The 20,686-nt window shown below is 73.7% G+C and carries 16 protein-coding genes; 11 read left to right on the top strand and 5 right to left on the bottom strand.

Annotation, left to right across the window (positions count from 1 at the left end):
- The first annotated feature begins 147 nt into the window (after window positions 1-147).
- Window positions 148-549, top strand: a complete 402-nt coding sequence (locus tag OG625_RS14910) for a cobalamin B12-binding domain-containing protein (protein WP_329380447.1) — start codon at window positions 148-150, stop codon at window positions 547-549.
- A 232-nt stretch (window positions 550-781) separates the two neighbouring features.
- Here the strand turns inward: OG625_RS14910 and OG625_RS14905 are convergent, their stop codons facing one another.
- Both OG625_RS14905 and OG625_RS14900 read right to left on the bottom strand, forming a co-directional pair.
- Window positions 782-2,368, bottom strand: a complete 1,587-nt coding sequence (locus OG625_RS14905; protein WP_329380444.1) for a DUF5691 domain-containing protein — start codon at window positions 2,366-2,368, stop codon at window positions 782-784.
- 295 nt (window positions 2,369-2,663) lie between these two features.
- The gene (locus tag OG625_RS14900; protein WP_329380441.1) at window positions 2,664-4,007 is read right to left on the bottom strand and encodes an SWIM zinc finger family protein; all 1,344 of its coding nucleotides are present in this window, start codon (window positions 4,005-4,007) and stop codon (window positions 2,664-2,666) included.
- A gap of 134 nt (window positions 4,008-4,141) precedes the next feature.
- On the opposite strand from OG625_RS14900, the gene OG625_RS14895 reads away from it, so the two are divergent.
- The 5 genes from OG625_RS14895 (at window position 4,142) to sucD (ending at window position 11,360) form a co-directional block, all read left to right on the top strand.
- A complete protein-coding gene (locus OG625_RS14895) occupies window positions 4,142-5,248 on the top strand; it encodes an ATP-binding protein (protein WP_329380439.1) in 1,107 nt (368 codons plus the stop codon).
- Window positions 5,245-7,533, top strand: coding sequence for a DUF5682 family protein (locus OG625_RS14890; protein ID WP_329380436.1), 2,289 nt, complete (start codon window positions 5,245-5,247; stop codon window positions 7,531-7,533). The genes OG625_RS14895 and OG625_RS14890 overlap by 4 nt, the downstream gene beginning before the upstream one ends.
- A gap of 294 nt (window positions 7,534-7,827) precedes the next feature.
- Window positions 7,828-8,991, top strand: a complete 1,164-nt coding sequence (locus OG625_RS14885; RefSeq protein ID WP_329390688.1) for a VWA domain-containing protein — start codon at window positions 7,828-7,830, stop codon at window positions 8,989-8,991.
- A 278-nt stretch (window positions 8,992-9,269) separates the two neighbouring features.
- Window positions 9,270-10,448, top strand: coding sequence for an ADP-forming succinate--CoA ligase subunit beta (gene sucC, locus OG625_RS14880; protein WP_030389142.1), 1,179 nt, complete (start codon window positions 9,270-9,272; stop codon window positions 10,446-10,448).
- 21 nt (window positions 10,449-10,469) lie between these two features.
- A complete protein-coding gene (sucD, locus tag OG625_RS14875; RefSeq protein ID WP_329380433.1) occupies window positions 10,470-11,360 on the top strand; it encodes a succinate--CoA ligase subunit alpha in 891 nt (296 codons plus the stop codon).
- 76 nt (window positions 11,361-11,436) lie between these two features.
- On the opposite strand, the gene OG625_RS14870 is transcribed toward sucD, so the two are convergent.
- Window positions 11,437-13,230 (bottom strand): helix-turn-helix domain-containing protein, encoded by a 1,794-nt coding sequence (locus OG625_RS14870; protein WP_329380432.1) that lies wholly within the window; start codon window positions 13,228-13,230, stop codon window positions 11,437-11,439.
- A 119-nt stretch (window positions 13,231-13,349) separates the two neighbouring features.
- Here OG625_RS14870 and OG625_RS14865 point away from each other — a divergent pair, with 119 nt between their 5' ends.
- Window positions 13,350-14,957, top strand: a complete 1,608-nt coding sequence (locus OG625_RS14865; protein WP_329380430.1) for a cell division protein PerM — start codon at window positions 13,350-13,352, stop codon at window positions 14,955-14,957.
- A 265-nt stretch (window positions 14,958-15,222) separates the two neighbouring features.
- On the opposite strand, the gene OG625_RS14860 is transcribed toward OG625_RS14865, so the two are convergent.
- Entirely contained in the window at window positions 15,223-15,870 is a 648-nt protein-coding gene (locus OG625_RS14860; protein WP_329380427.1) for a hypothetical protein, read from the bottom strand.
- 223 nt (window positions 15,871-16,093) lie between these two features.
- Here OG625_RS14860 and purN point away from each other — a divergent pair, with 223 nt between their 5' ends.
- On the top strand, window positions 16,094-16,717 hold the full coding sequence (gene purN, locus OG625_RS14855; protein ID WP_329380425.1) for a phosphoribosylglycinamide formyltransferase: 624 nt from the start codon (window positions 16,094-16,096) through the stop codon (window positions 16,715-16,717).
- The gene (purH, locus tag OG625_RS14850) at window positions 16,714-18,324 is read left to right on the top strand and encodes a bifunctional phosphoribosylaminoimidazolecarboxamide formyltransferase/IMP cyclohydrolase (protein ID WP_329380423.1); all 1,611 of its coding nucleotides are present in this window, start codon (window positions 16,714-16,716) and stop codon (window positions 18,322-18,324) included. The genes purN and purH overlap by 4 nt, the downstream gene beginning before the upstream one ends.
- 91 nt (window positions 18,325-18,415) lie before the next feature.
- Here the strand turns inward: purH and OG625_RS14845 are convergent, their stop codons facing one another.
- On the bottom strand, window positions 18,416-19,018 hold the full coding sequence (locus OG625_RS14845; RefSeq protein WP_329380420.1) for a hypothetical protein: 603 nt from the start codon (window positions 19,016-19,018) through the stop codon (window positions 18,416-18,418).
- 253 nt (window positions 19,019-19,271) lie between these two features.
- On the opposite strand from OG625_RS14845, the gene OG625_RS14840 reads away from it, so the two are divergent.
- Together OG625_RS14840 and OG625_RS14835 are read left to right on the top strand one after the other, a co-directional pair.
- Complete coding sequence (locus OG625_RS14840; RefSeq protein ID WP_329380417.1) at window positions 19,272-20,132, top strand: bifunctional methylenetetrahydrofolate dehydrogenase/methenyltetrahydrofolate cyclohydrolase; 861 nt, start codon at window positions 19,272-19,274, stop codon at window positions 20,130-20,132.
- A complete protein-coding gene (locus tag OG625_RS14835) occupies window positions 20,122-20,652 on the top strand; it encodes a DUF3017 domain-containing protein (protein ID WP_329380414.1) in 531 nt (176 codons plus the stop codon). Before OG625_RS14840 ends, OG625_RS14835 begins: the two co-directional genes overlap by 11 nt.
- Window positions 20,653-20,686 lie beyond the last annotated feature (34 nt).

The following is a 20,686-nucleotide window of genomic DNA, read 5'->3' as shown; positions in this document are numbered from 1 at the left end:
CCGCGGCCGGTAGCGCCACCGTGCCGTGCGGCTGTCGGCACGGTGGCGCGATGCCGTCCCACGTGTGATTTCCCCCTCGTGGTTCACCGTGAAACGGTGGCGTGCGCGATGCTGTACTTAACGTTCGTTCACTCGGGAGGCAGTGCGATGGGTGTGACCGGTCCGATCCGTGTGGTGGTGGCCAAGCCGGGTCTCGACGGCCACGACCGCGGGGCCAAGGTGATCGCTCGGGCGCTGCGGGACGCGGGCATGGAGGTCATCTACACGGGCCTGCACCAGACCCCCGAGCAAATCGTGGACACCGCCATCCAGGAGGACGCCGACGCGATCGGCCTCTCGATCCTCTCCGGCGCCCACAACACGCTGTTCGTCCGCGTCCTCGAACTGCTCAAGGAGCGCGACGCGGAGGACATCAAGGTCTTCGGCGGCGGCATCATCCCGGAGGCTGACATCGCTCCGCTCAAGGACAAGGGCGTGGCCGAAATCTTCACCCCGGGCGCGACGACGACCGCGATCGTGGACTGGGTCCGCGCGAACGTCCGCCAGTAGCCTCCGGCGGCAGCCGGTCCGGATTCGGCCGCGCCGCCGTTGTCGGGGGCCCCGCCCCCGAACCCCCGCGCCTCAAACGCCGGCGGGGCTGGATTGCCCGTGGGGCAATTTCAGCCCCGCCGGCGTTTGAGGCGCGGGGGTTCGGGCAGAGCCCGGGAAACGGAGAAAGGGCGGGGCGGGGAGAAGCTCCGCGCAGCGGCGGCCCGCACCCCGCACCCCCCGCCGGGAGGCGTCAGGCCGCCACGGCCAGCTCCGCCAGCATGGCCTCGCGCAGCCGCAGCGTGGCGACCAGCCGCTGAAAGGCCTCCGCCCAGTACGCGGCAGCCCCCGGCACCGCGTCCCGCGGATCCTCCGCGGCAGCGGTCAGCGCCTCCAGCCGTCCGGCCTCCGCGGGGTCGAGGCAGCGTTCCGCCAGCCCCATCACACCGCTGAAGCTCCACGGGTAGCTGCCCGCTTCCCGGGCTATGTCCAGCGCGTCCACGACCGCCCGCCCCAGCGCCCCCGCCCACGGCACCACGCACACCCCGAGCAACTGGAACGCCTCCGAGAGTCCGTGGGCACGTATGAACTCCGCGACCCAGGCCGCCCGCTCCGCGTCCGGCAGGATCGACAGCAGCTTGGCCCGCTCGGCCAGCGAGGCCGTGCCCGGGCCCGCCGCGGGTGGCGCGGACGCCGGGCCGAGCAGCGCCCGCGACCACTCCGCGTCACGCTGGCGCACCGCCGCCCGGCACCACGCCGCGTGCAGTTCCTCCGTCCAGCCCTCGCCCCCGGCGATCGGCAGGGCCACTATCTCCGCCGGTCCGAGGCCCCCGAACCGCTCCCGCCAGCAGGACAGCGGAGCCGCCTCAACCAGCTGGCCGAGCCACCACGCCCGCTCCCCCCGCCCGGCGGGCGGCCGCTTGACCACCCCGTCGCGGAGCATCCCCGCATCGCACTCGGCCGGCGGGGTCACCCCCTCCGGGCCCACGCAGGCCAGCGCGCGCTCCGCCATCCGCCCCGCCAGCGCGGAGCGCGGCAGCGCCGACAGCAATTCGGCGGCAGTCGCGCGGACATTGCGGCTGCGGTCACCGAGCGCCGCCTCCAGGAACGGCTCGTCCCCGTCCGACAGACCCACCCTCAGGGAGTCGAGGAACATCAGCCGGTCCTCGGCCCGTTCCGTGGTCCAGGTCGTCGTCAGCAAGCGGGGCGCGGCCGCCGCCTCATGTGCCCGTACGGCGCCCAGCAGCGCCACCCGCTCCGCGAACAGCCCCTCCTCCCAGAGTCGTTCCACCCCCGCCGCGTCGGTCACGTCCGGGAGCTCCCCCGCGCCCGTCGCCCCTCCCCGCAGGGCGAACCGCCAGTCCGGATTCAGCCGGGCCAGCCACAACCCCCGCACCCCGGCCAACGCCAGGGCGTGCGGCCGCAGGTCCGTACGCGCCCGGGCGGCGTCCAGCAGCGCCGGGAGGAGCGAGGCCGGTGAGCGGTAGCCGTGCCGCCGGGCGGCGGCCAGCCACTGGGGCAGCAGCTCCGTAAGATCCGGGGCGGCCCCCCTCCGCCCGCCACTGGCGGCCGCACCCGAGCGGCCCGCCAGCAGCTGCGCGAGCCGCCGCCGGGCCGCTTCCGGCGGCGCCGGCCGTGGATCCCGGGGCGCGGGCTCCGGGCGCGGGCCCGCCTCGGCCGGCAGCAGCCCGGCCCGGCGCCGCACGGCGTGCACGGCCGCCGCGTCCAGCAGCGCCTCCGGAGAGCCGGTCGGCCCCCCGCCCCCGCGCCGCTCGGTGCCCAGCAGTGCGGCGCCGACCAGCTCCTCCCAGTTCCCGTACCCCTCGTCGCCCTTGTCCATCGCGCCCCTCCCTCTCCCCGCTCTTCCCGCTCCGTGTCCCGCGCTCCGGTCCCGCCCCCTCCGCGGGACCGGAGCCGTCCATGCCCCGTCAGGCCTGCTCGGCCTGCCGGCCCTGCTCGACCTGTCCGACTCGTTCAACTGCGCTCAACTGGCGTGGTTGTCGCTCATGCAAGCCCCCCGGCTTCTCGTCGCCAACACGCCGGCGCCCCCGCGCCGCCGCGTACTTCCCGCCGTCCTCGCGAGAGGACACAGGACCCCCCAGGCCCCCAGCGTTTTCCCTTGTTTTCCGGCCCGGTCAGCCCAGGGCCACCGGCTCCGGTGAGCCCGGCTGCCAGGCCGTCAGCGGGGTGAATCCCCGGTGACCGCATTCGCCGAACACCGTCACCGGACCCCCGCCCGACAGTGCGGCCAGCTGCCACAGGCCCCCGCGGGACCGGCTGCCCGTCCCCGTGAGCGGCACAGGCAACGCGGAGGTGCCCTCCGCGTCCGCCAGCTGCCAGCCGAGCTCTCCCGGTATCGGAACCACCGGGCCCAGCACCACAGGCCAGGACTCCAGCCACGGGTCATCCCGCAGTGCCGCCCCGTACGCCTCCAGCGCCGCCCCCGTGCTCACCCCGGCCGGAACCTCCGTGCACGGCATGGCCGCCGCGAATCTCTCCCCGAGGTCCGCCCGCAGCCCCGCCGACCCGGGCCGGAAGCGGATCTCCGCCTCCAGCACCAGCCCCACGGGCAGCGCCAGCCCCGGTGGCCGCCCGGGCGGTCCGAAGTCCAGCACCAGGGCCGGCCGCCCGCCCGCCAGCCCGCGCAGCCATATCCGGCGGGTGGTGAGCCGGCCGTCCGGTGACGCCGAGTCGTACTGGGCCAGCACCAGCCAGCGGTCCCGTACGGCCTCCCCCTCCCCGGAGGCCGGCAGTCCCACTCGGCTGCGCACCGTCGCGGCCAGCTGTTCGGGCAGCCCGGCCACACCGAGCCAGGCCCGGTCCAGCAAGTGCAGCAGCGCCGCCTCCTCCAGCATCCGGGCGGGCCAGCCGGGCCCGCAACTGGGTATCGTCCCCAACTCCCGTACCCGCCCCGCCAGTCCCGGAGCCTGGGCGTCCACCATCCGGGCCGCCGTCTCCTCCCACGCCGCGTATCCGGCCTGCTCCTGGCCCGCGAGGCCGCCGCGCAGCACATCGGCCAGCCGCTGCTCCAGCTCGGTGACACCCGCGCCGATCCGCGAGGCCCGCCGCTCGGCCCGCTTCCGCGCGGCTTCCGCGTCCACCGGACCGGCCGCCCCGGCAGCCGGGCGGGCGGCCTTCGCCGCCCGGTCCGCCAGCCACTGCGCGGCCCAGTCCGGCGCCTCCCCGGGCTCGCCCACCCCCTCGGCGGACCAGAGCAGCAGCAGCCCCAGCGCGTGCTTGCACGGGAACTTCCGGCTCGGGCAAGAGCACTTGTATGCCGGTCCCGTCAGGTCCACGACCGTCCGGTACGGCGTGCGGCCGCTGCCCTTGCACAACCCCCATACAGAACCGGAAGCGGAACCTCCGATCTGCGACCACGGCCCCGTCCCGCCGAGTCTGCTTCCCGCCTTGCGTGAGGCATCGTCAGGAGCCAGAGCCAGTACCTGTTCCGCTGTCCAGCGGACCCCCTGCTCAGTCATGTCAACAACCGTAGAGACCCCCACTGACAATCGCTCTGACCTGCAACAACGCTATGAATAGGGCCCGTTGTCAGTGGCGTGGTGCACCTTGGAACCAGCAGTCGGGAGCGGCTGCCGAGCATTGGAGGGGGACCATGACCAAGCACGAGAACGGCAGCGGAGCCGAGGCCCTGCGACCGCACGCCGAAGACGCCTTCGCACACGAACTGAAAGCCCTGGCGGCCGCCGACGACCGGCCTCGCCCGACCCGCTGGAAGCTCTCTCCGTGGGCCGTCGCCACCTACCTGCAGGGCGGCACCCTCGCCGACGGCACGGTCATCACACCCAAGTACGTCGGGCCGCGCCGCATCGTCGAAGTCGCCGTCACCACCCTCGCGACCGACCGCGCCCTGCTCCTGCTCGGAGTCCCCGGCACCGCCAAGACCTGGGTGTCCGAACACCTCGCGGCCGCGGTCAGCGGAGACTCCACCCTCCTCGTCCAAGGCACCGCCGGCACCCCCGAGGAGGCCATCCGCTACGGCTGGAACTACGCCCGGCTCCTGGCCCACGGCCCCAGCCGCGAAGCGATCGTCCCCAGCCCCGTCATGCGGGCCATGGCCGACGGCATGACCGCCCGCGTCGAGGAGCTCACCCGTATCCCGGCCGACGTCCAGGACACCCTCATCACCGTCCTGTCCGAGAAGACCCTGCCGATACCGGAGCTCGGCGAAGAGGTGCAGGCCGTGCGCGGGTTCAACCTCATCGCCACCGCCAACGACCGCGACCGCGGGGTCAACGAGCTCTCCAGCGCGCTGCGCCGCCGCTTCAACACCGTGGTCCTGCCGCTGCCCGCCACGGCCGACGCCGAGGTGGACATCGTCGCCCGCCGCGTCGACCAGATGGGCCGCGCCCTCGACCTGCCGGCCGCGCCCGAGGGCCTGGAAGAGATCCGCCGCGTCGTCACCGTCTTCCGCGAGCTGCGCGACGGGGTCACCGACGACGGCCGCACCAAGGTGAAGTCCCCCAGCGGCACCCTGTCCACGGCCGAGGCCATCTCCGTCGTCACCGGAGGCCTCGCCCTCGCCGCCCACTTCGGGGACGGCGTGCTGCGCCCCTCCGACGTGGCCGCGGGGATCCTCGGCGCCGTCGTCCGCGACCCCGCCGCCGACAAGGTCGTCTGGCAGGAGTACCTGGAGGCCGTGGTCCGCGAGCGCGACGGCTGGAAGGACTTCTACCGCGCCTGCCGGGAGGTGACGGTATGAGCCCGAGCCCCGAGGGCCCCCTGCTGCTGGGCGTACGGCACCACGGGCCCGGGTCGGCCCGCGCGGTGCGGGCCGCCCTGGAGACCGCCCGGCCGGCGGCGGTCCTGATCGAGGGCCCGCCCGAGGGGGACGCCCTCCTCGCACTCGCCGCCGACCCGGGCATGCGGCCCCCCGTGGCGCTGCTCGCCCACGCCGCGGACGACCCGGGCCGGGCCGCGTTCTGGCCGCTGGCCGAGTTCTCCCCGGAATGGGTCGCCATCCGCTGGGCGCAGCAGGCGGGCGTACCGGTGCGGTTCATGGACCTGCCGGCCGCGCACTCGCTCGCCGTCGGGGAGGCGGGGAAGGCGGCGCAAGGGGAAGACGGGGACGAGGGAGCCGATCCCGTCCGGGTGGACCCCCTCGCGGTGCTGGCCGAGACCGCCGGGTACGACGACCCCGAGCGCTGGTGGGAGGACGTGGTCGAACACCGGGGGGCCAAGGAGGCCGACGCGCTGGGCGCGTTCGAGGCGCTCGGCGAGGCCATGGGCGCCCTGCGGGAGGCGTACGGCGACGGCGGCCACGCCCGGGACCTCGTGCGCGAGGCGTACATGCGCCAGCGCATGCGCGCCGCCCGCAGGGAGTTCGGCGACCGGTACGCCGTGGTCTGCGGGGCCTGGCATGTCCCGGCACTGCGCGCGAAGACCACCGTCGCCGCGGACAAGGCGCTGCTCACCGGCCTCCCGAAGGTCAAGGTGGAGACCACCTGGGTGCCCTGGACCCACCGCAGGCTCGCCCGGGCCGGCGGGTACGGGGCGGGCATCACCTCGCCCGGCTGGTACGCCCACCTCTTCGCGGCCCGCGACCGGCCCGTCGAACGATGGCTGACCAAGGTCGCCGGCCTGCTGCGGGAGGAGGACCGGCAGGTCTCCTCGGCGCACGTGATCGAGGCGGTCCGGCTGGCCGAGACCCTGGCCGCGATGCGGGGGAGACCGCTGCCCGGGCTCACCGAGACGCTGGAGGCCGTCCGCGCGGTGATGTGCGACGGCTCCGACGTACCGCTCGCGCTGATCGAGGACCGCCTGGTGGTCGGCGACGTGCTCGGAGAGGTCCCCGACGGCGCTCCCGTTGTACCGCTCCAGCGCGACCTCACCCGGCAGCAGCGCTCGCTGCGCCTCAAGGCCGAGGCGCACGACCGCGAACTGGAACTGGACCTCCGCAAGGACACCGACGCCGCGAAGTCCCTGCTGCTGCACCGGCTGCGGCTGCTCGGGATCGAGTGGGGCAGGCCGACCGCCTCCCGGGGCAGCACCGGGACCTTCCGGGAGACCTGGCGGCTCCGGTGGGAGCCGGAGCTGTCGGTGCGGGTCGCCGAGGCCGGCATATGGGGGACCACCGTCCTGGCGGCGGCCACCGCCAAGGCCGAGACCGAAGCGGCCGCCGCCGAGGAACTGGGCGAGGTCACGGCACTGGCCGAGCAGTGCCTGCTGGCCGGGCTGTCCGAGGCACTGCCCGCCGTGCTGAGGGCCCTCGCCGACCGGGCGGCGCTGGACACCGATGTGGCGCGGCTCGCGAAGGCCCTGCCGGCGCTGGCCCGTTCGCTGCGGTACGGGGACGTCCGGGGCACCGACGCGGCGGCCCTCGCCACGGTGGCGACCGGCCTCGCCGAGCGGATATGCGTGGCCCTCCCGTCGGCCTGCGCGACCGGGCTCGACGCCGACGCGGCGGCGGAGCTGCGGGGCCACGTGGACGGGGTGCACGGCGCGATCGGGCTGTTCGCGGACGCGGAGGAGGGGCTGCGCGAGCGCTGGTCCGCGGTGCTGCGGACGCTGGCCGGCCGGGACACCGTGCCCGGCCTGATCCGCGGCCGGGCGGCCAGGCTGCTGCTCGACGACGGGCGGCTGCCGGCCGAGGAGACGGCCCGGCTGATGGGGCTCGCGCTGTCACCGGCGGCCGAGCCGGCCGACGCGGCGGGCTGGATCGAGGGCTTCGCGGGCGGGAGTTCGGGCGGCGGCACGCTGCTCGTCCACGACGAGCGGCTGCTGGGCCTGATCGACAGCTGGCTGGTGGGGGTCCCGGAGCGCGCGTTCACCGATGTACTGCCGCTGCTGCGGCGCACGTTCGGGGCGTACGAGCCGGGGGTGAAGCGCACGCTGGGCGAGCTGGTCCGCCGGGGCCCTGGCGGGCGGCCGGGCTCGGTGGCTCCCTCGGGCGAGGCCCCCGAGGGCTTCGCGCCGGAGCTGGACCCGGAGCGGGCGGACGCGGTCGTGCCGCTGGTTCGGCTGCTGCTCGCCGGTGCGGTGGCCTGAGGGCGCGGTTGCCGGGTGCGGCGCCATTGCCGGGGCGCTGCCCCGGGCCCCGCGCCTCAATCGCCGGCGGGGCTGAGTGCGCCCGCCGGAGGGGTTGAAGGTGGCGGCCGTGAAGGTCGGTGGAGATGACGAGTGCAGGGGGACGGACGTATGGCCATGACGGGAAACCAGGCGGAGCTCCGAGCGGGCGCGCATCAGGCGGTCGCGCCGGACGGGCAGCCGACCGGAGGAGGCCCGGACGACGCCGGCACCGCCGCCGGCGGCGGGCCGGGCGGGCTGCGGAGTGGCCAGGGGATGGCCGCGAGCAGCGCCGTGGGCGAGGGGCGGTTGCGGCGGTGGCGGATGGTGCTCGGTGGGGGAGAGGCCGATGGGACCGGGTGTGCGCTGAGCGGGCGGGACGCGGCCATGGACGCCGCTCTCGGGGCGCTGTACGGCGGCGGTGGGGGTGGTGAGCGGTCCCGGAAGGGGTCCGGCGAGCGGTCGGCCGGGCTGGGCGGCTCCGCGCCGAACGTGGCCCGGTGGCTCGGGGACATCCGTACGTATTTCCCCAGCTCCGTGGTCCAGGTGATGCAGCGCGACGCGATCGAGCGGCTCGGCCTGTCCGCCCTGCTGCTGGAGCCCGAGATGCTGGAGGCCGTGGAGCCCGACGTCCATCTGGTCGGCACCCTGCTCTCCCTGAACAAGGCGATGCCCGAGACGACGAAGGAGACGGCGCGGGCCGTCGTCCGGAAGGTCGTCGAGCAGTTGGAGAAGAAGCTCGCGGCCAAGACGCGGGCCACGCTCACCGGCGCGCTCGACCGGTCCGCCCGGATCAGCCGGCCCCGCCACCACGACATCGACTGGGACCGCACGATCCGGGCCAACCTCAAGAACTACCTGCCGGAGTACCGCACCGTCGTCCCCGAACGGCTGATCGGCTACGGCCGGGCGGCGCAGTCGGTGAAGAAGGAGGTGATCCTCTGCATCGACCAGTCGGGTTCGATGGCGGCCTCCGTCGTCTACGCCTCCGTGTTCGGGGCGGTGCTGGCCTCGATGCGGTCGATCGCGACCAGGCTGGTCGTCTTCGACACCGCCGTCGTGGACCTGACGGACCAGCTCGACGACCCGGTGGACGTTCTGTTCGGCACCCAGCTGGGCGGTGGCACCGACATCAACCGGGCCCTGGCCTACTGCCAGTCGAAGATCACCCGACCCGCCGACACCGTCGTCGTTCTCATCAGCGACCTTTACGAGGGCGGCATACGCAACGAGATGCTGAAGCGGGTCGCCGCGATGAAGGCGTCGGGGGTCGAGTTCGTGACCCTGCTGGCGCTGTCCGACGAGGGCGCCCCGGCCTACGACCGCGAGCACGCCGCCGCCCTTGCGGCGCTTGGGGCGCCGGCCTTCGCCTGCACCCCCGACCTGTTCCCCGAGGTGATGGCCGCGGCGCTCGAGAAGCGGCCCCTCCCCGTGCCGTGACGGGCCCGGACCGAGCCACCGTGGGAATGGGTAGATCGCACGAAGTTCCAGCTCAACCGTGAGGCGATCTGTGACAGGTATCACCGCTCAGGTGTGATCTGCGATTTAGGGACCTACGTCCCACAGGGATAACCTGCGGGACGGACATGCCGCGTCCACGGTCACCGTGTGCGCCTTCCTTGTGACAGCGCCGTCACGTTGCCCTCCGCGGCACGCCCACGCAGATAGCAGACAACCGCGAATCACTGCGAATCTTTGAAGACAAGGGACGGACGCGCGTGGACCTGTTCGAGTACCAGGCGAGGGACCTCTTCGCCAAGCACGGTGTACCGGTGCTGGCCGGTGAAGTCATCGACACGCCTGAGGCGGCTCGCGAGGCCACCGAGCGGCTGGGCGGCAAGTCGGTCGTCAAGGCGCAGGTGAAGGTCGGCGGCCGCGGCAAGGCCGGCGGCGTGAAGCTTGCCGCCACCCCGGACGAGGCCGTCGCCCGTGCGACGGACATCCTCGGCATGGACATCAAGGGCCACACGGTCCACAAGGTGATGATCGCCGAGACCGCGCCGGAGATCCTGGAGGAGTACTACGTCTCCTACCTCCTCGACCGCACCAACCGCACCTTCCTGGCCATGGCCTCGGTCGCGGGCGGCATGGACATCGAGCAGGTCGCCGAGGAGACCCCGGAGAAGCTCGCGAAGGTCCCGGTGAACGCCAACGAGGGCGTGACCATCGAGAAGGCCCGCGAGATCGTCGCCCTGGCGCAGTTCCCGGCCGAGGTCGCCGAGAAGGTCGCCGAGGTCCTCGTGACCCTGTGGGCGACCTTCATCGCCGAGGACGCGCTCCTCGTCGAGGTCAACCCGCTCGCGAAGGTCGCCAACGGCGACGTCATCGCCCTCGACGGCAAGGTCTCGCTCGACGAGAACGCCGAGTTCCGTCAGCCGGGCCACGAGGAGTTCGTGGACCACGCTGCCGCGAACCCGCTCGAGGCGGCCGCCAAGGCGAAGAACCTCAACTACGTCAAGCTCGACGGTGAGGTCGGCATCATCGGCAACGGCGCGGGTCTCGTCATGAGCACCCTCGACGTCGTCGCCTACGCCGGCGAGAACCACGGCGGCGTCAAGCCCGCCAACTTCCTGGACATCGGCGGTGGCGCCTCCGCCGCCGTCATGGCCAACGGTCTCGAGATCATCCTCGGCGACCCGGACGTCAAGTCCGTCTTCGTCAACGTCTTCGGTGGCATCACCGCCTGTGACGAGGTCGCCAACGGCATCGTCCAGGCGCTGCAGCTGCTCGCGGACAAGGGCGAGGCGGTCACCAAGCCGCTGGTCGTCCGTCTCGACGGCAACAACGCCGAGCTGGGTCGCAAGATCCTCTCGGACGCCAACCACCCGCTGGTGCAGCGCGTGGACACCATGGACGGCGCGGCCGACAAGGCCGCCGAGCTCGCGGCTGCGAAGTAAGGGCAGAGGTCACAGACTCACATGGCTATCTTCCTCAACAAGGACAGCAAGGTCATCGTCCAGGGCATGACCGGTGCCACGGGCATGAAGCACACCAAGCTGATGCTGGCTGACGGCACCAACATCGTCGGCGGCGTGAACCCGCGCAAGGCCGGCACCACCGTCGACTTCGACGGCACCGAGGTCCCGGTCTTCGGCTCCGTCGCCGAGGCGATGGAGAAGACGGGCGCCAACGTCTCCGTCCTCTTCGTCCCGCCGGCCTTCGCCAAGTCCGCCGTGGTCGAGGCGATCGACGCCGAGATCCCGCTGGCCGTCGTCATCACCGAGGGCATCGCGGTGCACGACTCCGCCGCCTTCTGGGCGTACGCGACCGCCAAGGGCAACAAGACCCGCATCATCGGCCCGAACTGCCCGGGTCTGATCACCCCCGGCCAGTCCAACGCCGGCATCATCCCGGGCGACATCACCAAGCCCGGCAAGATCGGTCTCGTGTCCAAGTCCGGCACGCTGACCTACCAGATGATGTACGAGCTGCGCGACATCGGCTTCACCTCCGCCGTCGGCATCGGTGGCGACCCGGTCATCGGGACCACGCACATCGACGCCCTGGAGGCCTTCGAGGCCGACCCGGAGACCGAGCTCATCGTCATGATCGGCGAGATCGGCGGCGACGCCGAGGAGCGTGCGGCGGACTTCATCGCGAAGAACGTCACCAAGCCGGTCGTCGGCTACGTCGCGGGCTTCACCGCCCCCGAGGGCAAGACCATGGGCCACGCGGGTGCCATCGTCTCCGGTTCTTCTGGCACCGCACAGGCCAAGAAGGAAGCCCTGGAGGCCGCGGGCGTGAAGGTCGGCAAGACGCCGACCGAGACCGCGAAGCTGGCGCGCGAGATCCTGAACGCCGCTCAGTAAGCAGTCTGCACAAGCATGTACGGGCGTGGCCCGCACCCCTCGGGAGGTGCGGGTCACGCCCGTTTTCGTACGCTCCTCATTCGCCCTTCGGGACGATCCTGGCCGGACCGGCGTCGGGGTCGGAGCGCAGCTTGTCGTGGAGCGTCCTGCTCTCCTCGGTGAGCCGCTGGGGCCCGCTGTGCGGGGGCACGCCGGAGACGTTCGCCCCGGGGGCGTTCGGCGGCTCGTACTTGGTCGGTGCGGTCGCCGCCGTGAACGCGGTGGCCACCGCGATGACCGCGGTCACGCCGACCGCGACCCGCGTCCACAGCCGGGTGCGCCGCTCGCCGGAGTCCCGTACGACGGCCGCCGGGCGCGGGTCGAGCGCCACGGCCGGCCGCAGCGCGGTGAACCTGTCGCGCAGCAGCGCCGACTGCTTCTCGGGCGCCACGTCGGCCAGCTCGGGGATCCGTTCGGCGAGCGTGGCGTGCGCGTGGAGCAGCCGGTTGCCGGCGGTGGGCGTGCTGGCCTCCGTCTCCGCGGCGGTGTCGGGGAGGTCGAGTCCCACGCCGTCGTACAGCAGCACGGTGCGGCGGTGGTTGGTGGGCAGCGCGAGCATCGCGTCGAGGAGGATCCGGTCGGCGGGCTCGGCGGGGGGCTTGTCGGGGTGGCGGTGGGCTCGGCGGAACAGGTGCCAGGGGGAGAGCGCGTACTCGTACGCGGCCGCGCGCACCCAGCCCACGGGGTCCGGGTCGGTCGCCACCTCGGGCCACCGCTCCCACGCCTGCTGGAAGGCCCGCTCCACGGCCTCCTGCGCGAGGGCGCGGCGGCCGGTGAGCAGGTAGGTCTGCCGGGTGAGGGCGGGGGCGGCGTGGGCGTGGAGCGCGTCGAAGTCCTGGACGGGTGTCCGGTGCCGTGGCGCCTGCGGCGTTGCCTGGTCGGGGTCGGGGTCGGGGTCGGGGTCGGTGGCGGGGTCGGCGTCGGCCTGCGGCGCCTCCGCGGTGGTCGCCATGGTGGTCCCGGCGGTCCCCGGTGTGGCTGCCGGCTGCCGGTCGTCTGTTGCCGGGGCCGCGGCGGTCCCTGCCGACGCCGCCGTCTTTGACGGCGCCGACCGCCGGTCGGGCTCGTTCGGTTCGGCCGGCGCGTGGGTGGGCGCGGCGGTTCCGGGCGACTCGGGGTAGCCGCCGGGGGCGACCGGGACCGGGGGCTCGGCGGTGTGCCGGACCGCCCCGGCGGGCGGCTTCGCGGCCTGCTTCGCGGCGGCCTCGGGCCGGGTCCCGGCACCGGCACCGGCACCGGCACCGACGCCGGCGAAGTCCCGTACGGCTCCGGTCGCGCGCAACCCGGACGCGGGGGTGGCGGGTGAGCCGGCGTCAGCGGCGGACCGGGGCGCGGCCTCGGGTGGCGCGATCGCTTCCGGCCGCACGGGGGTATCCGCGTGCGCAGCAGCGCTGTCGGCGCGGGCCGGGGCCGCCGCGGTGGCGGCGGGCTCGGCGGGCGTGGTTGACGACGCCGCGGCGGCCGGTGCGGGGGCCTCGGGGCCCGCAAGGGTGTGCGTGCGCGGTGCGGAGGGGGGTCCGGCCGGGGTGGATGCCGGCGCGTCGGACTCGGGGCCCGCAGGGGTGTTCGCGTGCGGGGCGGCTGCGCCCGGCGGGGTGTCCGCCGGGGTCTGAAGGCGGGTCAGGAAGCGGGCGTAGACCTCGCGCTTGCGGCCGCGCGGGGCCGTGCGGCCGGTCTCCCAGGAGCGGACCGTGGTCGGGGTGACGCCGACGGCCGCCGCGACCTCATCGTGCGTCAGATCCGCCGCTTCGCGCAGTCTGCGGCGCTCCTTCGGGGACGGGAGGCTCCGCTCCGCGTCCGATGCGGAGGTCGTCTCGACGCTTTGTGTCATGCCACACTCCCCGCGACCCGACAGCCCTGGGCGAAAAAGTACATAAACGTATATTGAGCGACACCACGGGCATTCGCCTGTTACCCGCTCATAGCGCGTGTCGTTGGCACCATGACGGGGTGACCCAAGTGACCGAACGCGGGACCTCGTTGCCGGCGGCCCCGCGAGCCGGCCGGCGGCGCCGTTCTCCTGCCGCAGCCGCATGCGTGATGGGCGGCGCCGTGGCGGCCGGGCTCGGGCTCGGCTTCCTCGCCGTGCTCGTCATCGTCCTGTGGATCAGCTCCCCGTACCCCGACAGCGGCCCCGGCGGCGCCCTGCACCTCGCCGCCGGCCTGTGGCTGCTGGCGCACGGTACGGAGCTGGTGCGGTACGAGACCCTGTCCGGCGCGCCCGCGCCGGTCGGGGTGACTCCGCTGCTGCTCGTCTGGCTGCCCGCGCTGCTGATGCGGCGGGCCGCACGGCTGGGGAGCGGCTCCGAGGAGGACGGTGAGGAGGTGCTGCCCGGCAGCGCCGTCTTCTCGGCCGTGCTCTGCGGATACCTATCGGTCGGGGCCCTCGCCACCGTGTACGCCGCCGGGGGGCCGATGCCGGCCGACCCCCTCAGCGCGGCCTGGCACGTGCCGCTGGTCGCCGTGCTCGCCGCCGCCGGCGGGGTGTGGGCGGCCCGGGGGCGTCCGCTCGGGCCGCTGCCGTCCTGGGTGCCCGGGGGCGTACGCAGGGCCGTCACGCGCCCCCGTTACGCGCTGGCGCTCCGCGCCGGGGCGGGTGGGGCGCTCGTGCTGCTCGGCGGCGGCGCGCTGCTCGTGGGGCTCTCGCTCGCGTGGCACGGGGCGGAGGTGCAGGGGTCGTTCGTGGCGCTGACCGGGGTGTGGTCCGGGCGGTTCGCGGTGCTGCTGCTCGCGGTCGCGCTGATTCCGAACGCCATGGTGTGGGGCGCGGCGTACGCCCTCGGGCCCGGTTTCGCCCTCGGCGCCGGCGCGAGCGCCACCCCGCTCGGCTTCGCCGGATCGCCCTCGCTGCCGCGCTTCCCGCTGCTGGCCGCGCTGCCGCCCGAGGGGCCGGGCACCCCGCTGACCTGGGCTGCCGCCGGGGTGCCGGTGGTGGCCGGGCTGGCGGTGGGGTGGTTCGCGGTGCGCCGCGCGCGGGAGGTCTCGTACGGGGAGACCGTGCTCACCGCCGCCCTGGGAGCGCTGGTGTGCGGGCTGGCCATGGCCGGGCTGGCTGCGGCTTCGGCGGGGCCGCTGGGGTCGCGGGAGCTCGCGGAGTTCGGGCCGGTGTGGTGGGCGGTGGGGGCGGCGGCCTTCGCGTGGACCCTGCCGGGGGTTCTGGTGGCGGTGGCGGTGCACGCGTGGCGGAACCGGCCGGTCGCCGATGCGCTGGCCGCGCAGGGGGGTGACGGGTGGCACGACAGCGGGGTGCGGGAGCTTCGCTGGGAGGCCTTGAGGGCGGCCGCCGGCGGCCTGATCCCGGACATCTCGCGCCCGCCGGTGCCGGCCCCCGCCTCATCTCCGGCGCCTACCGCGGCCCCGCTTGCGGCCCCGGCCCCGCCGGAGGGCGCTGCCGTGCCGGCTGCCGCCGCTGCTGTGCCGGGTGCCGTCCCGGCCCGGGTGCTGACCGTCGTGCCCGCGGTAGGGCCGGAGCTCACCTTGCCGCCGGCTGCGCCGGCCCCGCTGGTGCCGCCCGTGGTCGGCGCCCGGGTGCTGGCCCGCCGTAAGCCGCCGGCCTAGCCCGCCGTTTGCGTCTGCGGCGCCGCTGCCGGGGGCTCTGCCCCCGGACCCCCGCGCCTCAAACGCCGGCGAGGCTGGATTCGGGACCCCCGCGCCTCAAACGCCGGCGAGGCTGGATTCGGGACCCCCGCGCCGCAGACGTCGGCGAGGCTGGATTCGCTCCGCCGGGGCCCGGGGCCCGGGGCCCGGGGCCCGAGGTCGGGAGTCGGGGCCCGGAGGGTTGCGCGGTGGCGGGGTGAGGGGGCTTACTCGGCGCGCCGCACGGCTACTCGCGGACCTTGAGGACGTCGCCCACGAAGTTGTCCGGGAGCAGGGTGTTGCACTGGAGTTCCGCGGACTGGGTCAGGGCGTCGTCGCGGCAGACGTAGAAGTCCTTGTAGGCCAGCTGCAAGGCGTACGAGCTCATCGCCAGCAGGATCGCCAGCGAGGCCGTGACCAGGCCGCTCACCGCCGCCGTGCGCTGGGGGCGGGCCGCCGGGCCGAGGGCCGCCAGGCCGCCCTGGGGCTGGGGCGCGGGCTGCTCCGAAGTGGTGGCGGAGGTCGAGGCGGAGGCCGAGGCGGTGGCAGGGGCCGGGCGGCCGCGGAGGGCGCTGATGCCCCAGTACATGGCCAGCGCGCCCAGGAGGAGGCCCACCGAGGGGATCCCGAAGATGCCGAAGAAGAAGCCCCACATGCCGGCCAGCAGCGCGTACCGCGCCCGCCGCTGGACGGGGTCCGTCGGGTCCCAGCGGGCCGGGCCGCCCTGGCGGTCCGCTTTCCCCGGGTCCTCCCCGCCCCCCGGACCCGGTCCGCCGTCGGCGCCCGCGCGCGGCTGCCACGGCTGGTCGGGGCGGCCCTCCGGCGGAGCGGCGAAGGGGTTGTCGTCGGTGGAGGGGGAGGGGGTGGAGGAGTCGGGCTGGCGGCGGTCCGGCATCGGGTGCGTTTCTTCCCCTGTGTCATGGACGTCAGGGCGACGTCGAGGCGTGTACGCCAGACGCTACCGTCCGGCCGTCCCCCCGTCCCTCGGGGGCCGTCCGGTGTGCCGGTATCGTTGCAGGCGGTCGGTGGCTTCGTATGGTTCCCCGTATATCGGTACCCCGAAGTTTCGTATGACCACACAAAGACGAACACCGCAAATACGCGAGAAAGGGCCTCCCATGGCCGCCTCCCGCCTGGTCGTGCTGGTCTCCGGTTCCGGCACCAACCTCCAGGCCCTGCTCGACGCCATCGACGCCCACCCCGGCGGATCCGAGGGCTTCGGTGCCGAAGTCGTCGCCGTGGGGGCCGACCGAGAGAACATCGCGGGCCTGGAGCGGGCCGAGAAGGCCGGGATCCCCACCTTCGTGTGCCCGGTCAAGGCGTACGGGAGCCGCGAGGAGTGGGATGTCGCGCTCACCGAGGCGACCGACTCGTACGCCCCGGACCTCGTCGTGTCCGCCGGGTTCATGAAGATCGTGGGCAAGACGTTCATCGACCGCTTCGGCGGCCGGTTCGTCAACACCCACCCCGCCCTCCTCCCCGCCTTCCCCGGTGCGCACGGCGTACGGGACGCGCTCGCCTACGGCGCGAGGGTCACCGGCTGCACGGTCCACTTCGTGGACAGCGGCGTGGACACCGGTCCGATCATCGCCCAGGGTGTGGTCGAGGTACGGGACGAGGACGACGAAGCCGCTCTCCATGAGCGCATCAAGGAAGTCGAGCGCCAGCTGCTCGTCGACGTCGTGGGGCGCCTGGCCCGGCACGGCTACCGCATTGAGGGACGAAAGGTAACAATCCAGTGACCGCCGTAGAGACCGCAGAGAGCAACGAACCGACCACGACCCAGCGGCCGATCCGGCGTGCGCTCGTCAGCGTCTACGACAAGACGGGACTGGAAGACCTGGCCCGCGGTCTGCACGAGGCCGGCGTCGCGCTCGTCTCCACCGGTTCCACCGCCTCGAAGATCGCCGCCGCCGGGGTTCCCGTCACCAAGGTCGAGGAGCTCACCGGCTTCCCCGAGTGCCTGGACGGCCGCGTCAAGACCCTGCACCCGCGCGTGCACGCCGGCATCCTCGCCGACCTGCGCCTGGAGGACCACCGCAACCAGCTCGCCGAGCTGGGCGTGGAGCCCTTCGACCTGGTGATCGTCAACCTCTACCCCTTCCTGGCCACCGTCCAGTCGGGTGCCACCCCGGACGAGTGCGTGGAGCAGATCGACATCGGCGGCCCGTCGATGGTCCGCGCCGCGGCCAAGAACCACCCCTCGGTCGCCGTCGTCACCAGCCCGGCCCGCTACGCCGACGTGATCGCGGCCGCCCAGGGCGGCGGCTTCGACCTCACCGCCCGCAAGCGGCTCGCGGCCGAGGCCTTCCAGCACACCGCCGCCTACGACGTTGCCGTGGCCTCCTGGTTCACGAACGCGTACGCGCCGGAAGAGGGCGCCGTCCTGCCCGAGTTCCTCGCGGGCGCCTGGGACCGCAAGTCCACCCTCCGGTACGGCGAGAACCCGCACCAGGCCGCCGCGCTGTACACGGACGGTCAGCCGGGCGGGCTCGCCAACGCCGAGCAGCTGCACGGCAAGGAGATGTCCTTCAACAACTACGTGGACACCGAGGCCGCCCGCCGGGCCGCCTACGACCACGAAGAGCCCTGCGTCGCGATCATCAAGCACGCCAACCCGTGCGGCATCGCGGTCGACGCGGACGACGTCGCCGCGGCCCACCGCAAGGCGCACGCCTGCGACCCGCTGTCGGCCTTCGGCGGCGTCATCGCCGTCAACCGCCCGGTGACCGTCGAGCTCGCCGAGCAGGTCGCGGAGATCTTCACCGAGGTCATCGCCGCCCCCGCCTACGAGGACGGCGCGGTCGAGATCCTGGCCAAGAAGAAGAACATCCGCGTGCTGAAGGTGGACGGTACCCCGCACCAGCCGGGCGACCTGAAGCCGATCTCCGGCGGCGTGCTGCTCCAGCAGTCGGACACGTTTGAAAAGGGGAGGGGCCAGGCGGACGGCGACGACCCGGCCAACTGGACCCTCGCCACCGGCGACGCCCTCTCCGCCGACGAGCTCGCCGAGCTGGCGTTCGCGTGGAAGGCCTGCCGGGCCGTCAAGTCCAACGCGATCCTGCTCGCCAAGGACGGCGCCTCGGTCGGCGTCGGCATGGGCCAGGTCAACCGCGTCGACTCGGCGAAGCTCGCCGTCGAGCGGGCGGGCGCCGAGCGCGCGCAGGGCTCGTACGCCGCCTCCGACGCCTTCTTCCCCTTCCCGGACGGGCTGGAGATCCTGACGGCCGCGGGCATCAAGGCCGTGGTCCAGCCGGGCGGTTCGATGCGGGACGAGCTGGTCGTCGAGGCCGCGAAGAAGGCCGGCGTGACGATGTACTTCACGGGGACGCGCCACTTCTTCCACTGAGACCGGACAGGCTCCGCACACGGCGAAGGCCGCGACCCGCGCACTGCTGCGGGTCGCGGCCTTCGCCGTATGCGTGGTGGAGCTACGAGGCTCAGTAGCGCGGGCGCTTGAACCAGGCAGCGCCGTCGGCGGTGACCACCGAGGCGAGGATGATGCCGCCGATGGCGAGGCCGACGACGCCGCCGGCCGGGCCGCCGGCGGTCTCGGTGTTGGTGAAGTTGGCGAGGCTGCCCAGTACGGAAAGCCCGCCGTAGATGATCGTGGTGATGCGGATGCCGTTGCCGCCCTTGGCGAACTTGACGCCGAGGAAGATGGCCAGGCCGCCGAGCGCGAGGACGACCAGACCGATGATCACGAGGACACCGCCCACGACGTCGCCGGCGGCGCCCGTCGAGTCGCTGCCCGACAGCGCGGCCGCGCCGAGGCCCATGAACAGGCCGCCGATGATCTGCAGGCCGCCGATGATGAAGAGCAGGACGCGCGAGGTCTTCAGCAGACCCGGCATCTGCATCGGCATGCCCTGGTAGCCACCGGGGCCGGCCGGGTAGCCCTGGGGCGCACCCTGCTGCGGGTAGGCGTAGCCGCCCTGCGGCGGGATGCCCTGCGGGGCCTGCTGCGGGTAGCCGTAGCCGGGCTGGCCCTGCGGGGCCTGGGGCTGCTGTCCGTACGGGTTGTTCGGGTCGCCGAAGCTCATTTGCGGTGTTCCTCCGTGGAAGTGCGGGGACGCACGGCACGCGCGGAGGAATTTCTGCTGTCTGCGGTCCGCCCCCCGGCACTGCCCGCGGCACTCTTTGAGTGCATCGTCCTCGGATCGGCAAGGGCTTGTCCAGTTGGTTGCCGTGGGGCCCCTGACTTGTTGTGCAAGTGCAATCAACCTCGTACGCCCACGAGGTGTTCCGGAAGCCCATGACTGGAACCGGGGCCACTCCATCCGGGAGGATGGGTGCATGACCGCCCAGATTCTCGATGGCAAGGCCACCGCGGCCGCGATCAAGTCCGAACTGACCGCCCGCGTGGCGGCCCTGAAGGCCCGGGGCATCACCCCCGGCCTCGGTACCCTGCTGGTCGGTGACGATCCGGGCAGCCGCTGGTACGTCAACGGCAAGCACAAGGACTGCGCCGAGGTCGGCATCGCCTCCATCCAGCGCGAACTGCCCGCGACGGCCTCCCAAGAGGACATCGAGGCGGTCGTCGGGGAACTCAACGCCAACCCGGAGTGCACGGGCTACATCGTCCAACTCCCGCTCCCCAAGGGCATCGACACCAACCGGGTCCTGGAGCTGATGGATCCGCTCAAGGACGCCGACGGCCTGCACCCCACCTCCCTCGGCCGGCTGGTGCTCAACGAGCCGGGGCCGCTGCCCTGCACCCCGTACGGGATCGTCGAACTGCTGCGCCACCACGGCGTCGAGATCAACGGCGCGCACGTCGTCGTCCTCGGCCGCGGCATCACCGTCGGACGGTCCATCGGGCTGCTGCTGACCCGCAAGTCCGAGAACGCCACCGTGACGCTCTGCCACACCGGTACGCGCGACCTGTCCGGGCTGCTGCGCCAGGCCGACATCATCGTCGCGGCGGCCGGTGTCCCGCACCTGGTCAAGCCGGAGGACGTGAAGCCGGGCGCGGCCGTCCTCGACGTGGGCGTCAGCCGCGACGAGAACGGGAAGATCGTCGGCGACGTGCACCCGGGAGTCGCCGAGGTGGCGGCCTGGATCTCCCCGAACCCGGGCGGCGTCGGCCCCATGACCCGGGCCCAGCTGCTGGTCAATGTCGTCGAGGCGGCGGAACGGAGCACCAGTGAAGGCTGACCCGGACGCGGAGAGCGCGGAGCGCGCGGGGAGCAACGGGCATGCCGGGAGCAATGGGCATGCCGGGAGCACCGGGAGCACCGGGCACGCGGGGAGCACGCGGAGCGCGGGGAGCACGGCCGGGCCCCGGCCGCCCGGCTCCCGCCGCTTCCCGTCCGTCACCCGGGACACCGCCCGCCCCGAGGGCAGCGGCCGCGCCGTGCCCGGGGCCGTGTCCACGCCCGTCCGCCAGTGGCCGATGCTCGCCGTGCTCACCGCGACCGCCGTCGGGCTGCTGGCCACGGCGTTCGGGCATCCGCGCGGCGGCTGCCTGGCGATCGGCGTGGCCCTGATCGCTGCCTCCGCGATGCGATGCGTACTGCCCTCGGTGGGGATGCTCGCGGTGCGCTCCCGCTTCACGGACATGGTCACGTACGGGCTGCTGGGCGTGGCCATCACGCTGCTCGCGCTGGTGATAGAGCCCAAACCGTGGCTGGAGATCCCCTTTTTGGAGGACGCGGTCCGCTTCACCGTGCGCTGAGACCTCCGAACGGGCACCCGGTGATAGCCCGAAA

It is taken from the genome of Streptomyces sp. NBC_01351 (assembly GCF_036237315.1).
In the GTDB taxonomy this organism is placed as follows: domain Bacteria; phylum Actinomycetota; class Actinomycetes; order Streptomycetales; family Streptomycetaceae; genus Streptomyces.
The sequence above is the reverse complement of the archived record's forward strand: the minus strand, read 5'-3'. Positions and strand labels throughout refer to the sequence as shown.

What these genes read in the sequence shown, in the direction of transcription:
- OG625_RS14900 (WP_329380441.1), bottom strand. Translation starts at nt 4,007, where the DNA reads ATGACTGAGCAGGGGGTCCGCTGGACAGCGGAACAGGTACTGGCTCTG.
- OG625_RS14885 (WP_329390688.1), top strand. Translation starts at nt 7,828, where the DNA reads ATGGCCGCGAGCAGCGCCGTGGGCGAGGGGCGGTTGCGGCGGTGGCGG.
- OG625_RS14870 (WP_329380432.1), bottom strand. Translation starts at nt 13,230, where the DNA reads ATGACACAAAGCGTCGAGACGACCTCCGCATCGGACGCGGAGCGGAGC.
- OG625_RS14905 (WP_329380444.1), bottom strand. Translation starts at nt 2,368, where the DNA reads ATGGACAAGGGCGACGAGGGGTACGGGAACTGGGAGGAGCTGGTCGGC.
- OG625_RS14890 (WP_329380436.1), top strand. Translation starts at nt 5,245, where the DNA reads ATGAGCCCGAGCCCCGAGGGCCCCCTGCTGCTGGGCGTACGGCACCAC.
- OG625_RS14860 (WP_329380427.1), bottom strand. Translation starts at nt 15,870, where the DNA reads ATGCCGGACCGCCGCCAGCCCGACTCCTCCACCCCCTCCCCCTCCACC.
- purN (WP_329380425.1), top strand. Translation starts at nt 16,094, where the DNA reads ATGGCCGCCTCCCGCCTGGTCGTGCTGGTCTCCGGTTCCGGCACCAAC.
- OG625_RS14845 (WP_329380420.1), bottom strand. Translation starts at nt 19,018, where the DNA reads ATGAGCTTCGGCGACCCGAACAACCCGTACGGACAGCAGCCCCAGGCC.
- OG625_RS14895 (WP_329380439.1), top strand. Translation starts at nt 4,142, where the DNA reads ATGACCAAGCACGAGAACGGCAGCGGAGCCGAGGCCCTGCGACCGCAC.
- sucD (WP_329380433.1), top strand. Translation starts at nt 10,470, where the DNA reads ATGGCTATCTTCCTCAACAAGGACAGCAAGGTCATCGTCCAGGGCATG.
- OG625_RS14840 (WP_329380417.1), top strand. Translation starts at nt 19,272, where the DNA reads ATGACCGCCCAGATTCTCGATGGCAAGGCCACCGCGGCCGCGATCAAG.
- OG625_RS14910 (WP_329380447.1), top strand. Translation starts at nt 148, where the DNA reads ATGGGTGTGACCGGTCCGATCCGTGTGGTGGTGGCCAAGCCGGGTCTC.